The organism is Clostridium ihumii AP5 (assembly GCF_000612845.1).
GTDB classification, from domain to species: domain Bacteria; phylum Bacillota; class Clostridia; order Clostridiales; family Clostridiaceae; genus Clostridium_J; species Clostridium_J ihumii.
Genome location: NZ_CCAT010000042.1, coordinates 28,594 through 43,673, shown reverse-complemented (window position 1 = coordinate 43,673; position 15,080 = coordinate 28,594). Strand labels below are relative to the sequence as shown.

Below are 15,080 nucleotides of genomic sequence, written 5' to 3'. Positions count from 1 at the left end.
TATTTTGATATGATTTTTCTATTTTAAAGGAATTGAAAATATTATAAAGAAATATATATTATATGATATAAAGGGGTGATTTATTGATTAATAAATTTATAGTTAAGATAAATTCTTGTTTTGGACAAGAGTTAGATAATTTATTTTTGACACATACACCTAAATCAAAGTCTATTGTAGTAATATTTCCAGGTAGTGATGGAACATGTAGTGATCCAATATTACACTATGCTAGAAAGGCAACATTATTGTCAGGTTGTGATGTATTAAGTTTAGAATATGGATATTATAAAGCAAATAAAACATATGAAGAAAATTTTTTAAAACAAATAGTTTTTGAATCAAAGGAAGTTATCAAAAAGTGTATGAATAATTCATATGAAAACATATTTTTTATTAGTAAAAGTTTAGGAACAGTAATTGCAGGTGAAATTAGTAAATTTATAGGATATGATAAAGTTGATAATTTATTTTTAACACCTGTAATTGATACAATGCAATATATGAAAAATTGTAAATGTGATGTAATTGTAGGAACAAACGATAAATTTTTTAATAAACAATATATTAATGAAATAGAAAAATATGATTTAGTAAACTTATATATAATTGAAGATGCCACACATTCACTTGAAATAGATAATAGTTATATTAAGAGTTTAGAAATTTTGGAGTATGTAACTAAATTATGTGCAAAATTTGTGAGGGTCAAAATTAAAAAATATCTATAACTAATTATTATATAATGCAAATAAAGTTTTGAATAATGTAAGTAGATATTTTTAATTTTTATCCTATAATTATCTAAAAAATGAAATAAATTTGAATAATGTTAATTTTTGTTATATAATTACAAAGAAAAGTTTAAAATTTAGGTGGTGATGTTATGGAAAAAGCATTAAATACTAAGAAATGGGGAATCGGGAGTTTGACAGTGCCATTTTCTTTATTTGCTATTTTATTTTCATTTAGTAGCATAGGTGGTAAAGAAATAGGACGATATTTTTTCGAATTTATAGGAATACCATTTCCTCATGTTATTATATCAACAATTTTTTTAATTGTTGCAGTAATTTTAGGATTTAAACATAAAGATGATTACCTAGCTAAAGGTGGAAGCATTTTGGCTTTATTTATGTTAGTAATGGAGAGTATATGTATAATAGGAACTTCATTAGCTAATTGTGGTATTATCTAAATAGGAATTAAAATGGTAGTATAAGTTATGCTACCATTTTAATTTTTGTAAAAATAATAATTTAATAAAAGGAAATATACGATGAATGATATAAAGATTACGGAAGAGATGTGCAAAAATGCTTTAAATAAATTGAAAAGAAAAAATCCTTATGGCTGGGATTTAAATATTTATAGGGGATGTCAGCATGGCTGTAAATACTGCTTTGCTATGTATTCACATAAATACATGAATTCATCAGAATTTTTTAATGATATTCATATAAAAACTAATATAGTAGATGAGCTTGAAAAGGAACTTAAAAGTAATAGTTGGAAGAGAGAGATTATAAATATTGGAGGTGTAACAGATAGTTATCAACCAATTGAAAACAAATATAAAATTATGCCAGAAATATTAAAATTACTTATAAAATATAAAACACATGCTATAATTTCTACTAAATCAAAACTTATTTTAAGAGATTATGATTTAATAGATGAATTATCAAGGTTAACTTATGTTAATGTGGCAGAAACAATAACCACTATGGATGAAAATATTAGAAAAAAGATAGAGCCATTTGGTGCTAAAAGCTTAGAAAGGTTTGAAGTTTTAAAAGAATTTAGAAAGACTAATGTAAGTACTGGATTACATGTTATGCCCATAATTCCATATATAACAGATAAGTATGAGAATTTTGATGAGATGTTTAAAATTGCAAGTGAATGCAAAGTGGACTATGTACTTCCAGGAACACTGTATTTAAGAGGGAATACAAGAGTATTGTTTTTTAATTTTATAAAAGAAGAGTTTTCTGAATTATATGATGATTTTGGGGCGTTATATAAAAATGGAGGAGCTAATAAAGAATACAAAAATGACTTGTATTTAATGATAAATGAGTTAAGGGATAAATATAATCTTTCAAGTAGCTATACAAAACCAATGAAAGAAAAATTAAATCAATCAGAAAATGTTCAATTATCAATATTCGATTATATATAAATTAAGAGTTTAAAATAGTGTAATTGGGGTTTCGATTTTTTACAATATTATAGGGAAACAAGCTCGAATTTAAAACTATTTTTTAAGTTGTAAATATATTGCTTTCAAAAGAAATACTTACTATAAAATGATTCCGAGCTAGTCTCACTCTTAAGGGTATCCAAGTTTTGGAACTAATAATTATGAAGATGAACTTGGAACCCTATATTGTAATATGTCAATTTAGAAAATCTAGATTTAAATTCTTAATTGAAATATGAATAATTTTAATTTATATTCTTATAAAAATTTGGGGGATGGAGAAATGAATAATGATTTTAAAATATACGTGGAAAATACAAAAAAACCGTGGAATGAATTGTTCTATAAAATGCTTTGGGAGCAGTTACCTAAAATAGAGAATTGCAAGGTGCTTGATTTTGGAAGTGGGCTTGGAATTACTTCAAATTATTTAGCAATTAATAATGATGTAATGGCAATTGAACCGGATATGGATATGGTAAAGACACGATTGTGTGAGAATAATTATAACCAAATTATTGGTGGTATAGAAAAACTTACAAACCAATCTGATAATTATTTTGATGTTATATTATGTCATAATGTTTTTGAGTATGCAAAAGAAAGAGAAGATATATTTAAAGAATTTTATAGGATACTTAAACCAAATGGATTAATATCTATTGTAAAACATAATCATAATGGACGTATAATGCAAAAGGCAATTTTTGAAAATAATATAGATGAGGCGATTTCAATATTTAATGGTGAAGAAGCTAATGCTGCTTATTTTGGAAATATAAATTATTATAATGTAAATGACATAAAAAATTGGTGTTCTGACATGGATATTAACGTTGAAAAAACATTTGGAATTAGGACGTTTTTTGGATTAGGTCAAAATAATGAAATAAAGTATGAAGAGAGTTGGAAAGAAAAAATGTTTCAACTGGAAATGAAAGTTTCAGAAATAGAGGATTATAAAAATATAGCATTTTATAATCATATTTTATTAAGAAAGGGTATCTAATTTAAAATAGCTATATAGTTTATTAGATAAATCACGATGTTATTTAATAGAGGTGGTAGATATGATAGATAAAATTGGAAATAATTTTCAAGTTAATAAAATAAGTGATAATTTTAATAAAATAAATAATACTGAAAATGATTCTAAAGTTGATTTAAGTAAGGAATATAAAGATATTATAGAGATAAGTTCAGAGGCGAGTAGTTATGCACAAGATAAGAATAATTGGGTAAGCAATGGAACTGGTGGACTTACTCCAGTTTTAAAAGGCATGGTTAAAGTAGGACGAGGTGATTTTAATAAAATACAATCAGCGGCTTTAACGCCTCCATTATCTAATAATGTAATGGAGTTAGGAAAAGATGAGAGATGTAGGTGGATTGTAATAGATGGTGTTAGATATGAAACACCATTAGCAGAAAATGAAAAACCTAAAAAACAAAAAACACTTATAGAATTACTAAATGAAAGTAGTAAGAAAATCGATGAAATAAAAGAAAAAGAAAAATCATATGAAAAAGTAGAAGTAATGAATTTAGGTGAAAGTAAAGTAATAACATATGGTGAGTTACCGGAAGAAGCTAAGGCAATGTTATTAAACATATTAGGTAATAATGTATTAGAATAGATAAAAGCTAATTTGAAAAATAAAAAGTATAATATAAAAAGAAGATGGATAGAAATTCTAATATTACTAGTCATCTTTTTTTGTATTGCTAAATTAAAGGGATTTAGTTAGTTATGTAGAAATAATAAATAATTCGCAAAATTCAGTAGACGAAGGAGAAGAATTATGCCTAATTATATTGAAGATTTAAGAAAAATAATAGGAACAAGACCTATAATAATGTGTGGAGCAAATGTAATTATATTAGATAAAAATAATAGAATATTATTACATCATAGAATTGACAATGATATGTGGGGATTGCCTGGTGGTGCAATGGAACTTAAAGAATCATTAGAAGATACAGCTATACGAGAAGTAAAAGAAGAAGTTGGACTCTTATGCAAAGGGCTAAATATTTTCAATATTTATTCTGGTAAGAAGCTTTATTATAAATATCCAGATGGAAATGAAGTATATAATGTAACAGCTACATATATATGTAAAGATTTTGAGGGGGAAATTGTAGTTGATAAAAGTGAAGGAAAGGATGCGAGGTTTTTTGAAATAGATAATATACCTAAAAAAATAAGTCCACCTATAAGATGTATAATAGATGATTTTATAAAACATTATAAAAATATAATTATTTAATCATATTAGTACAAAAAGGAGGATAGGTTATGAACTATTTTTATGCTGCGTTAACAGTATTTTTTATAGTATATGTATTGACACCTATTTTAATAAAGCTTGCAAATAAAATTGATTTTTTAGATAAACCAACAAAAAGAAAAAAACAAGAAAAAGCAGTTCCTTTATTAGGAGGTGTTGGATTTTATATAGCTTTCTTTTGTGGGTGTTTTATATTTATAAGACCATTAGAAAAGGAAGTAATACATATTTTAATAGCATCATTGTTGATTTTTGGAATTGGAATAATTGATGATTGGTATAAAACCAAGGGTAAAGAATTTGGCGTTTTACCTAGGTTAATAATTCAAATTGTAGCAGCTATTATTATATATTATGGGGGAATTGCATTTAAAGGATATACAGACCCATTTAGAAATGAATACATTATGCTTCCTAAAGAAATAAGCTTTATTTTGACTATTACTTGGATTTTAGGAGTAACAACTGTTATAAATTGGTCAGATGGAGTAGATGGACTTGCGGGAACATTATCATCTATTGCAGGTACAACATTATTTATAGTTGCACTTGCAAAAAATCAGACTGATTCTGCAATGATGTCTATACTATTAGTTGGATCATTAATTGGATTTTTAAAATATAATAAATATCCAGCCAAGATTTATATGGGTGATTCAGGAGCTAATTTTACAGGGTTTATATTAGCAATAATTGCTCTTGATGGTGCATTCAAACAAGCTACAGTAATATCAATTGGCATACCTATTTTAGTTTTAGGTGTTCCTATATTTGATAATATATATGTAGTTATAAAAAGAGCTTTGAAGGGCAAACCTATTTATGCAGCAGATGCAAGTCAGATTCACCATAGATTATTAGCAACTGGATTAAAGCCAAAGCAAGTTGTTGTATTTATATCATTAATAAGCATATGTTTAAGTTTGTCTTCAATTATTTTATTGCTACTTAAGTTATAAAATAATTGTTAGAAAGGGAAGAAAATATGAGTAATTATGTATCAGAATTAAGAAATTTAGTTGGACATAGACCACTTATTTTAGTGGGAGCTACTACAATTATTATAAATGATGAGAATAAAATATTATTGCAAAAACGTAAAACTACAGCATATGGAAGATGGGGATTACCAGGAGGACTCATGGAATTAGGTGAATCTATAGAAGACACAGCTAGAAGAGAAGTATTTGAAGAAACAGGGTTAAAAGTTGGAAAGTTAAATCTTATAGATGTGTTTTCAGGACCAGGAAATTTTATAAAAATTGCCAATGGTGATGAATTTCATTCAGTTACTGTTGCATATTATACAAAAGAAGTAAAAGGAATTTTAAATATTGATGAAAGTGAATCATTAGGATTTAATTATTTTCATATTAGCGAATTACCAGATAATGTTGTAAAAAGTCATAGAAAGATGATAAATAAATTTTTAGAATTACATATATAATTTAAATTAATAAAAAGAATGCTATATAAATAAGGTAAAATGTATTTATACAGCATTCTTTTTATTTAACTAATCTTTAATATCATTATTAGAATTACACATTGTTTTAAAATATATAAATTCTATGGGAATATATGTGTTTTTCAGTATATCTGAAAAACACCCTTTTTTAGGCAACTACTTAACATTATTTGCAAAATAGAACTTGAAAACCTGTAGTAATTTATTAATTAAAAGTACTTTTTTGCCCAATTTTCTATTTCTTTTATTGTTGAAGTTAATTCTTTGCCCATGGTTGTTAAAGAATATTCTACTCTAGGTGGATTTTCAAAATAATCAGTTCGTACAATAAGATTGTCATCTTCAAGCTCTTTTAATTTTTCAGTTAAAACTTTATGACTTACGCCATTAGTTATACGTTGAAGTTCTAAAAATCTTTGAGGACCATCATACATATGGCATAACAAAACAGCTTTCCATTTTCCACGAATTAAGTCCATTGCTAAATCCAATAAACATACATAAGTTTTTCCTTTATTAGTGACCATAAATTGCACCTACCTTGTAAACAGATCATAAATTATAGATTTATTATAGTATTAATCTTTATAGTACAACAATATTCACATACGAAAAAGCAATACTAAAAGTTTTAAAGCCAGTTACTAAAAAGTGCATAATTGTTATGAAAGATTTTAAAGAATATACTATGTTCATAAAAGAAAATAGCATTAAGTTAACATAAAAATTAGATAAACTTTGGAGGTATTTTATGAAATCACTTTTTGATAAAACAAAATTACTAGATATGGAAATGAAAAATAGATTTATAAGAGGGGCATTATGGGAAGCATTGGCATCTAATGATGGTCATTTGACAAAGGAATTATCAGATGTATATGAAGAATTAGCTAAAGGAGGAGTAGGAACTATAATTACAGGATATGCATTTGTAACAAAGGGTGAACAACCTAATGAAGGAATGATGGGAATATATGATGATTCTTTTATAGAAGAATATAAATGCTTTACAGATAAGATACATTCCTATGGTGCTAATATCATAATGCAAATAGTTTACGGTGGTTTTATGACAAATTATAATGTGGGAAAAAGAACTATATGGGGACCATCTACTATGCAAAATGAAGTTACTAAAACTTTAGCAAAGGAGATGACAAAAGATGAAATAAAATACTTAGTGGATGCTTATGCAGAAGCAGCAAATAGAGTGAAAAGGTCAGGCTTTGATGGAGTAGAAATTCATAGTGGTCATGGATATTTACTAAGCCAATTCTTATCACCATATTATAATAAAAGAACTGATGAATATGGTGGTTGTATTGAAAATAGAGGAAGAATTATATTTGAAATATATGAGGCTATAAGAAAAAAAGTGGGAAAAGATTTTCCGATACTTATAAAGTTAAATTCTTCAGATTATGTAAAAGAAGGTGGTTTAACTAAAGAAGATAGCTTGTTTGTAGCTACAAAACTTTCAGAAATGGGTATAGATGCCATAGAAGTTACAGGTGGAAATGAATCTATTAAAGAAGTTGTAGATAATAATCTAGGGGCGGCAAGAACTAAAGTAGTTACTTCTAAAGAGAGGGAATCCTATTTTAAAGACTATGCTACTGAACTTGCGGAAAAAGTAAATGTACCAGTAATATTAGTCGGTGGGAATAGACACTTTGAAGTGATGGAAGAATTATTAAATGAAACTAAAATAGAATATTTTACATTATCAAGACCACTAACAGCAGAACCTGACTTAATAAATAAATGGAAAAACACAGATAATAAAAAGAAACCTAAATGTGTATCTTGTAATATGTGTTATAACACCCCAGGAAAAAGATGCATTATGAATATAAAAAGATAAAAATTAACGCAGATGGATAGAAGTTTTAATATTACTAGCCATCTTTTTGTTTAGCATAGATGTGTAGAAGATAATATATTATAAGTATCATACCATTTTAATGCTATTTTAAAATCTGTAAATCTCATAGAAAAATTCTTTTTTATATCTGATAATAAATTAATTTTATATTAAGTAATTGTAAAATATAGGAAAAACTATTGAATGATACAAGTAAATTTTTTACAATAAATACAAGCTACAGTTACAATATGTGTCTAAAGTTGTAGCTATAATTATTGGAGAGGTAATTAAAATGAATAAAGCCTATTATAAAAGTTTAGATTTTTTTATGATGAGAAATCCAATTTTATCTTTTGAAAATTATAAAGATATATTTTGTGCTGATATATCAAGAGAAGAATTTATAGAAAAATTAATTTCAATTTCTAAAGATCCTATAATTCATGAAGCAATTCTTATTTCAAGCACATCATTAAATGAGGCTATAGATAGATTAAATAGTGAGAAAAATATAGCTAAGAAAGAACAAATAATAAGTTCAATTTTAAAATATTTTATAAGAATGACATCAAGAACAACTCCATATGGATTATTTTCAGGGGTAACTACAGGAACTTTTGGAGATAGGACAAGTCTTAAAATAAATAATGTAATATTTCATAAAAAGAGAGCAAGACCAGATATGGAGTGGCTTTATGGAATAATGAAGATCATAGAACAAAATCAAAGTATTCTTCGTAAATTGAAACTTAAATCAAATACACTTTGTTTAGATAATGGAATAAGATTGGACATGCCTTATATAAGTAATTATGGACAAATAAAAAAAGATTTAGAAGAAAGTAGTCTTAGTGCATCTATAAGATTTACATCTCCTGTTAAACTAGTTATGAATGAAGCAAAGGAATTAATACCATTTGAAAAGCTATTTAAAAAAATTTTAGAAGCCAATCCTGGAATAAATGAAAACATTGTAGAAAACTTTATTAATCAGTTATTAGAAAATGAATATTTAATAACTGATATAAGAACACCACTTATAAACAAAGATCCCTTAAGTTACGTAATAGAAAAAATTAAAAATATTGAACAAGCTAGTGAAATATACAATAAACTTTCAAACATAAAAACATTAATAGATAATTACAATAAGCTACCTATTGGAAAAGGAATAAATGAATATAAAGATTTAACTAAGTTAATGAAAGAAATATTTGAATGTGATAATTACTTACAAGTAGATTTAGCTATAGATAAAGAAAATATAGTTTTATGTGAAAAAATTAAAGAAGAAATAATTGATACTATAGAATTTTTAATAAGTATGTCTACTTTAAATGGAGAACAAGAATATATAAAATCTTATAAAGAAGAATTTATGGAGTTTTATGGAATGGATAGAGAAGTTCCAGTATTAGAACTTCTTGATGAAGATAAAGGATTAGGTGCTCCAGCTACTTATACAACACCGTTTAGTTCAAAGCAAGTACAAAAAACAAGAAAACTTCAAGAAGATGAGAAATTTTATAAATTTATTATTAGAGAAGTAGAAAGGTGTATTTTAAAAGGAGATAAAGAAGTTGTACTTAAAAAAGAAAATTTAAAGCTTATGGGTGGCAGAAATATAGAAGACATAAAATTTCATGAAATGCCTAAGTCAATAGACTATTATACATTTTTAAGTGCTAAAAATTATGAGGAGCTTAATAGTGGGAATTTTAGAATGTCTATAAGTCCTAATCCAGGTATTGCTGGAGCAGGAAGAACTTTTGGTAGGTTTATTGATATATTAGGTGATGATATACATGAAAATATGAAAATAATAAATGAAGAAGAAAAAAAATTATTAGGAAATGACTATGTTATAGCAGAAATTGTTGAGTTACCTCAAAGCGGAAGAGTTTCTAATGTAACATTAAACTGGAATGCTAAAGATTATGAGATGGTCATAGCTGATAATTACAGCGAAAATAAAAAGAAATTAGAAATAAAAGATTTATATATAGGTATAGATGGAATTACTAATAAATTTTATATAAGGAGCAAGAGCTTAAACAAACGAATTATAGCAGCATCAAGTCATATGTTAAATATTATGTCAGGTAGTAATATTTACAGATTTCTTAGAGAAATATCTCAGTACGACACTATAGAAGTTTTTCAAAGAATATATGAAAATGGACTAGAAAATTTTAGTTATATACCAAGGATTGTATATAATAGAACAATTATTATGCCAGCAACTTGGAGGATATCTTTAGATGGATTAGGCATTACTAAAACAAGTTCACTAGAAAAATTCAAAATTATTATAGAGAATTGGCGAAAAGAGTATAATGTTCCTAGTTATGTATATGAAAAGGATAGTGATAATAGATTGCTTTTAAATTTAAATAATCCACTTCATGTAGAGGAATTATTTAATATATTAAAAGCTAGGGGAAATGCTGATGTAATTTTAAATGAAGTTGAAGTAGATATAGATAATCTTTTATTAAAAGGTGAGGATGGAGGATATTTTTCTGAGTTTGTATTTCCACTTATTTTAAATAAAGAAAAATATATTGAAAATAAATCAAGTAAAGAAGATGTATTAACTACAAAATATGATTATGTTAAAAATCATGCTAAATTAAATACATTAAATGATAAAAGACAAGTATTTATAGGTGATGAATGGATATATCTTAAACTTTATGGCAATTACAAGAGAATAGATGAATTTTTAGGATTTGAACTTTTAGATTTTTGCAATAGTTTAAAAGAAGAAAATTTAATAGATAAGTTTTTCTTTTTAAGATATGCAGATCCTCAAAGTCATATAAGACTTAGATTAAAGTGTAAAAAAGTAGATGAAGATTTTATAAATATATTGAACAAGTGGTTTAAACATTTAAGGGACGAAGGACTTTTAACTAAAGTAGTTTTTGATACTTACTTTAAAGAAGTTGAAAGATATGGTGGAGAAGAACTTATAGAACTAGCAGAAGATGTTTTTTATAAAGATAGTTTACTAATTCTAAATTTAATTAACTTGCTTAGAGTAGGAAAATTAGATATGGATATAGTTCATATAGCTATGGTTAACATTGTTAATATATTAGAAGGCTTAGGGCTAGATTATGAATTACAAAAGCAAGTATTTGAAAATAGATTTGATCAAAGTAAGTATAGAGATATATTTAAAAAAGATAGAAAAAAATTTATGTCTTTAATTAATTCACAAAATAACTGGGAAAGCTTAAGAAAAATAGAAAATGGAGAAACTTTATATAATTTATTTGAAATAAATAGAGAAGCATTAGAAAATTTTAAAACAAAATTAGAAGAGTTAGACAGTAAAAAACAACTTTGGAACTCAAAGGATAGTATTTTATTTAGTTTAACACATATGCACTGTAATAGACTTATAGGAAACAATATGATAGAAGAAGAAATCATGCATCTTATAAGACATTCGTTACATGCAATAGAATATTTAAGAAAGAAAAATAGTGGAGATTAGAAATAATGGATAATGAATATGAAAAAATTTCGATAAAAGAAATATTTTCTTCTTTCAAGTGTTGGCCTCAAGTTTTTAAGTTTATAAAAAGTATAGACAATAAATATTTAGTTATAATATTTTTTTTAAGTATAGTGCAAGGATTTTTACCTAGTATTACTATAGTTGCTACTCAAAATTTAATTAATGAAATTCAGTTTAAAATGACTCAAAAACAGAAGGGTTTAGTAGCTACATTTTTATTCTTTATTGGTATAAATTTTTTAGCATCTATAATTGGACAAGTAAAAGGATACTTAGAGTCTGTATTTAGGTTAAAGCTTTCTTATAAAACTAGTGTAATAGTTTTAGAAAAATCAACTACTTTAGAACTTGAACATTTTGAAAATTCAGATATATATGACATGATAAGGAGAGCACAAGGGGAAAATGGTGATAGACTTTATGAAGTATTTTCTAAAATGTTAGAGTTGCTTGCTCAAATTATAACACTAGTTTCAACAGCAGCACTTTTAATAATGTGGAAATGGTGGATTGTAATAATAATATTAATAGTTCCTATATTATCGTCTATATACTCAATTAAAATAGGAAATTTGCAATACAAGATTCAAAAAGAAAGAGCTCAAGATTCCAGAAAATCATGGTATTTGACCTATTTATTGACTAATGACATTTCATTTAAGGAAATAAAATTATATAGTTTATCATCTTATTTTTTAGATAAATTTAAATTTATAAATAAAATATTTATAAAACAAGATAAAAATATATTAAATAAAAGAACAAAAATGAATTTTATATTTGAAGTATTAGATCAAGTTATTGGGGCGTTCGTTATGTTTCTAATAATAAGAGCAGGATATGTAGGAGAGATTCTTATAGGAAATGTAATTGCTTATATAAGGTGTATATCTAATGTTCAAAGCAATACATCAGCACTATTATGGAGCTTAGTAAGTTTATATCAAAATAATCTTTATATAAATATGTTTTTTGAATTTATAAATTTAGAGGTTAAACATAAGAAAATTTGTGAAGGAAGAAAAATTGAAAAAATAGAGAATATAGAGCTTGTAAATGTAAGTTACAAGTATGAAAAAAGAAGTAGCTATGCTATAAAAAATATAAATTTGAAATTAGATAAAGATAGCAAAATAGCTTTAGTCGGTCATAATGGTTCAGGAAAAACAACATTAATTAAAATAATATGTGGTTTTTATGATAATTATGAAGGTGATATTTTAATTAATGGTATAAATTTAAAAGAACTAGACTTAGAAAGCTATAGAAGAAAAATGGGAATAGTATTTCAAGATTATAGTAGGTATGAATTATCATTAAGAGAAAATATAGCATCTGGAGATATAGAGAAAATAAATGAGGATTTAAAAATAGTGAATGCTATAGAAAATTCAGATGGTAGTGATATCTTAGAAAATGTATCTGAAGGATTAGATAGCCAATTAGGAGTATGGTTTGATGATGGTGTTCAACTTTCAGGAGGACAATGGCAAAAACTTGCACTAAGTAGAGCTTTTTTTAGGGATTCGGATATCTATATATTGGACGAGCCTAGTTCAGCATTAGATCCTATATCTGAATACAATATGCTTTGTAAATGTTGTGAGCTTATAAAAGATAAGATGGGAATATTTATAACTCACAGGCTTTTTAGTATTAAAAGAATGGCAGCAGAAATAGTAGTATTAAAAAATGGAGAAATAGTAGAAAATGGAACTCATGAAAAGCTTATGAATGAAGATGGATATTATGCTTACTTATATAACATGCAAAATTTAGATGAAAACATTTCAAACTTATAAATGATATCTAAAAAAGATATAAAATATTTTTATGAAAGGAGGTGAGGTAATGCCAAATTACAAAGATTTTGATTTAGATTTGACAAATAAGAAAGTTATAACTAATGAGATTAAGGACAAAACAATACAAGCTAATATAGCTAGGACATATGGACCAGTAAAGAGTTGTCAATATATATGTAGACTTTCAGAGAATATTGAAGATTGTCAATAGAATTGTAAGTTGAAATTTATACTAAAACAGAAAAAATAAATCTGGGAATTTATATTATCCAAAGCATAATAAGAGAGAAAGAAACTGTAGTATATTTTTATAAATAAAAAGCAAAATTAGTACAGTTCCTTTCTCAGTATGCATTTGTAATTTTATATAAAATAAATTTAGTTATGTATGATTACAAATACATATTGAATTTATAAATAAATTTATAATAACTAAAAGTGCTATTTAGGAGATGATAAAAATGGAAATATGTGAATCTAAGAAAAAAGAAATATTAAAATGTTTTGATAAATTTATAAATGTATGTAAAAGTCCTGAAGAATTTCAGAAACGAGTAAAGTTAGTTTTTAAAGCAAGAAATGATGAGATGTTTTTAGAATATGTTGGACCGCTTTTAATCTTAGGTGAGTTTTATGAAATACTTCCTAAAAATGAAAATTGGGATGATATTATATATGAATATATGATGAGGATAAAAGATGGTGTGGAAAAGTATTTACCTAATATATCAATATCACTATTTAATGGGCTAAGTGACATTGGATATAGCATCTATAGTGTATACAAGAAAACAGGATATTATGGCAAATTTTTAAATACATTAAATAGTTATATAGTAGAAGAATTAAATAATTTATTAGATATAGCTGAGAATAATGTAGGAAATATGTATTCAACAGACTATGATACTATTTATGGGTTTGCAGGAATTGGTGGATATCTTTTAATGTTTAAAGAAGATGAAAATATTCTAAATGCTTTAAAAAGAATTATAAAATTATTTGTAAATATGACTATGAATATAGAAGTCAAAGGTTATAAGGTACCAGGATGGTATATTCCAGCAGAAAAATTATTTGATGATAAAAGTAAAGAGCAATATAAAAATGGCAATTTTAATGAGGCGTTATCTCATGGAATATGTGGTCCATTAGTATTTATGTCATTATCATTAAATGAAGGAATAGAGATTGAAGGACAAAAAGAAGCTATTAAAAATATTATAGATGAATTATTAAGGTTTAGCCATAAAGATGAATTTGAAAATATATATTGGACTGGAATAATAAGCTTTGATGATTATATAAAAGGTGAAGAAAATGAAATTAATACAAATAGACAAAGTTGGTGTTATGGAACAATTGGCATTGCTAGATCACTTTATATAGCAGGAAATGCAATTAAAAATCAGGATATTTTAAAGTTTTCAAATGAAATTTTAGAAGGAATATCAGAAATGAACATAGATTCATGGATGCTACAATGTTCACATATTTGTCATGGATATAGTGGAGCATTAGCTATAATGGAAGCTATGAATAAAGATAATAAAAATGAAAAATATGAAAGTTGTATTGAAAAGTTAACTGATATTATTATAGATTCCTTTGATAGTAATTCATTATTTGGTTTTTATAATTACACTACACAAAGAGATAAAACTTTTAATGAAGAAAATCTACAATTAACTTATCAAGATGATCATACTTTTCTTGAAGGTTCATTAGGTACGGTCTTAGCATTAATGACATATTTAGAACCTAATAGAGATTATTGGATGAGACATATAATGATTAAATAGTTTATAAAAACAATTAAGATGCAAATTAATTAAAATTTTGTTTTGATACTCAAAATTATAAATATTGTTTGAATTTTATAAGTTAATAAGAATAAAGAGAAAAATTAGTTAG

At 25.4% G+C, this 15,080-nt stretch carries 14 protein-coding genes; 13 read left to right on the top strand and 1 reads right to left on the bottom strand.

Annotation, left to right across the window (positions count from 1 at the left end):
* Positions 1–83 precede the first annotated feature (83 nt).
* From BN346_RS05795 to BN346_RS05760, 8 genes are all read left to right on the top strand, one after another.
* On the top strand, positions 84–731 hold the full coding sequence (locus tag BN346_RS05795) for an alpha/beta hydrolase (protein ID WP_051540075.1): 648 nt from the start codon (positions 84–86) through the stop codon (positions 729–731).
* A 155-nt stretch (positions 732–886) separates the two neighbouring features.
* The gene (locus tag BN346_RS05790) at positions 887–1,198 is read left to right on the top strand and encodes a hypothetical protein (RefSeq protein WP_034440428.1); all 312 of its coding nucleotides are present in this window, start codon (positions 887–889) and stop codon (positions 1,196–1,198) included.
* A gap of 81 nt (positions 1,199–1,279) precedes the next feature.
* Complete coding sequence (locus tag BN346_RS05785; protein ID WP_034440425.1) at positions 1,280–2,185, top strand: SPL family radical SAM protein; 906 nt, start codon at positions 1,280–1,282, stop codon at positions 2,183–2,185.
* 304 nt (positions 2,186–2,489) lie between these two features.
* Positions 2,490–3,215: a class I SAM-dependent methyltransferase gene (locus BN346_RS05780; protein WP_034440424.1), complete on the top strand. Its 726-nt coding sequence runs from the start codon at positions 2,490–2,492 to the stop codon at positions 3,213–3,215.
* Positions 3,216–3,276: 61 nt separating this feature from the next.
* Complete coding sequence (locus BN346_RS05775; RefSeq protein ID WP_034440421.1) at positions 3,277–3,843, top strand: hypothetical protein; 567 nt, start codon at positions 3,277–3,279, stop codon at positions 3,841–3,843.
* A 165-nt stretch (positions 3,844–4,008) separates the two neighbouring features.
* A complete protein-coding gene (locus BN346_RS05770; RefSeq protein ID WP_034440419.1) occupies positions 4,009–4,476 on the top strand; it encodes an NUDIX hydrolase in 468 nt (155 codons plus the stop codon).
* A gap of 29 nt (positions 4,477–4,505) precedes the next feature.
* On the top strand, positions 4,506–5,456 hold the full coding sequence (locus BN346_RS05765) for an MraY family glycosyltransferase (protein WP_034440418.1): 951 nt from the start codon (positions 4,506–4,508) through the stop codon (positions 5,454–5,456).
* A 26-nt stretch (positions 5,457–5,482) separates the two neighbouring features.
* The gene (locus BN346_RS05760) at positions 5,483–5,944 is read left to right on the top strand and encodes an NUDIX hydrolase (protein ID WP_034440416.1); all 462 of its coding nucleotides are present in this window, start codon (positions 5,483–5,485) and stop codon (positions 5,942–5,944) included.
* A 230-nt stretch (positions 5,945–6,174) separates the two neighbouring features.
* Here the strand turns inward: BN346_RS05760 and BN346_RS05755 are convergent, their stop codons facing one another.
* Positions 6,175–6,492 carry a winged helix-turn-helix transcriptional regulator gene (locus BN346_RS05755; protein ID WP_034440413.1) on the bottom strand — a complete coding sequence of 106 codons (318 nt, stop codon included), beginning with the start codon at positions 6,490–6,492 and terminating at the stop codon, positions 6,175–6,177.
* A gap of 224 nt (positions 6,493–6,716) precedes the next feature.
* On the opposite strand from BN346_RS05755, the gene BN346_RS05750 reads away from it, so the two are divergent.
* The 5 genes from BN346_RS05750 (at position 6,717) to BN346_RS20430 (ending at position 14,968) form a co-directional block, all read left to right on the top strand.
* Complete coding sequence (locus BN346_RS05750; protein ID WP_034440411.1) at positions 6,717–7,829, top strand: NADH:flavin oxidoreductase; 1,113 nt, start codon at positions 6,717–6,719, stop codon at positions 7,827–7,829.
* A 295-nt stretch (positions 7,830–8,124) separates the two neighbouring features.
* Positions 8,125–11,337, top strand: a complete 3,213-nt coding sequence (locus tag BN346_RS05745; RefSeq protein WP_034440409.1) for a lantibiotic dehydratase — start codon at positions 8,125–8,127, stop codon at positions 11,335–11,337.
* Positions 11,338–11,342: 5 nt separating this feature from the next.
* A complete protein-coding gene (locus tag BN346_RS05740) occupies positions 11,343–13,163 on the top strand; it encodes an ABC transporter ATP-binding protein (RefSeq protein WP_034440406.1) in 1,821 nt (606 codons plus the stop codon).
* A gap of 49 nt (positions 13,164–13,212) precedes the next feature.
* Positions 13,213–13,377 (top strand): hypothetical protein, encoded by a 165-nt coding sequence (locus BN346_RS21555; RefSeq protein WP_158644457.1) that lies wholly within the window; start codon positions 13,213–13,215, stop codon positions 13,375–13,377.
* A 250-nt stretch (positions 13,378–13,627) separates the two neighbouring features.
* Entirely contained in the window at positions 13,628–14,968 is a 1,341-nt protein-coding gene (locus BN346_RS20430; protein WP_051540073.1) for a lanthionine synthetase C family protein, read from the top strand.
* Positions 14,969–15,080: the final 112 nt, after the last annotated feature.

Bases quoted from the DNA above. Each gene is read 5' to 3' on its own strand.
- BN346_RS05790 (WP_034440428.1), top strand. From the start codon at position 887: ATGGAAAAAGCATTAAATACTAAGAAATGGGGAATCGGGAGTTTGACA.
- BN346_RS05780 (WP_034440424.1), top strand. From the start codon at position 2,490: ATGAATAATGATTTTAAAATATACGTGGAAAATACAAAAAAACCGTGG.
- BN346_RS05765 (WP_034440418.1), top strand. From the start codon at position 4,506: ATGAACTATTTTTATGCTGCGTTAACAGTATTTTTTATAGTATATGTA.
- BN346_RS05775 (WP_034440421.1), top strand. From the start codon at position 3,277: ATGATAGATAAAATTGGAAATAATTTTCAAGTTAATAAAATAAGTGAT.
- BN346_RS05770 (WP_034440419.1), top strand. From the start codon at position 4,009: ATGCCTAATTATATTGAAGATTTAAGAAAAATAATAGGAACAAGACCT.
- BN346_RS05750 (WP_034440411.1), top strand. From the start codon at position 6,717: ATGAAATCACTTTTTGATAAAACAAAATTACTAGATATGGAAATGAAA.
- BN346_RS05760 (WP_034440416.1), top strand. From the start codon at position 5,483: ATGAGTAATTATGTATCAGAATTAAGAAATTTAGTTGGACATAGACCA.
- BN346_RS05785 (WP_034440425.1), top strand. From the start codon at position 1,280: ATGAATGATATAAAGATTACGGAAGAGATGTGCAAAAATGCTTTAAAT.
- BN346_RS05755 (WP_034440413.1), bottom strand. From the start codon at position 6,492: ATGGTCACTAATAAAGGAAAAACTTATGTATGTTTATTGGATTTAGCA.
- BN346_RS05745 (WP_034440409.1), top strand. From the start codon at position 8,125: ATGAATAAAGCCTATTATAAAAGTTTAGATTTTTTTATGATGAGAAAT.
- BN346_RS20430 (WP_051540073.1), top strand. From the start codon at position 13,628: ATGGAAATATGTGAATCTAAGAAAAAAGAAATATTAAAATGTTTTGAT.
- BN346_RS05740 (WP_034440406.1), top strand. From the start codon at position 11,343: ATGGATAATGAATATGAAAAAATTTCGATAAAAGAAATATTTTCTTCT.
- BN346_RS21555 (WP_158644457.1), top strand. From the start codon at position 13,213: ATGCCAAATTACAAAGATTTTGATTTAGATTTGACAAATAAGAAAGTT.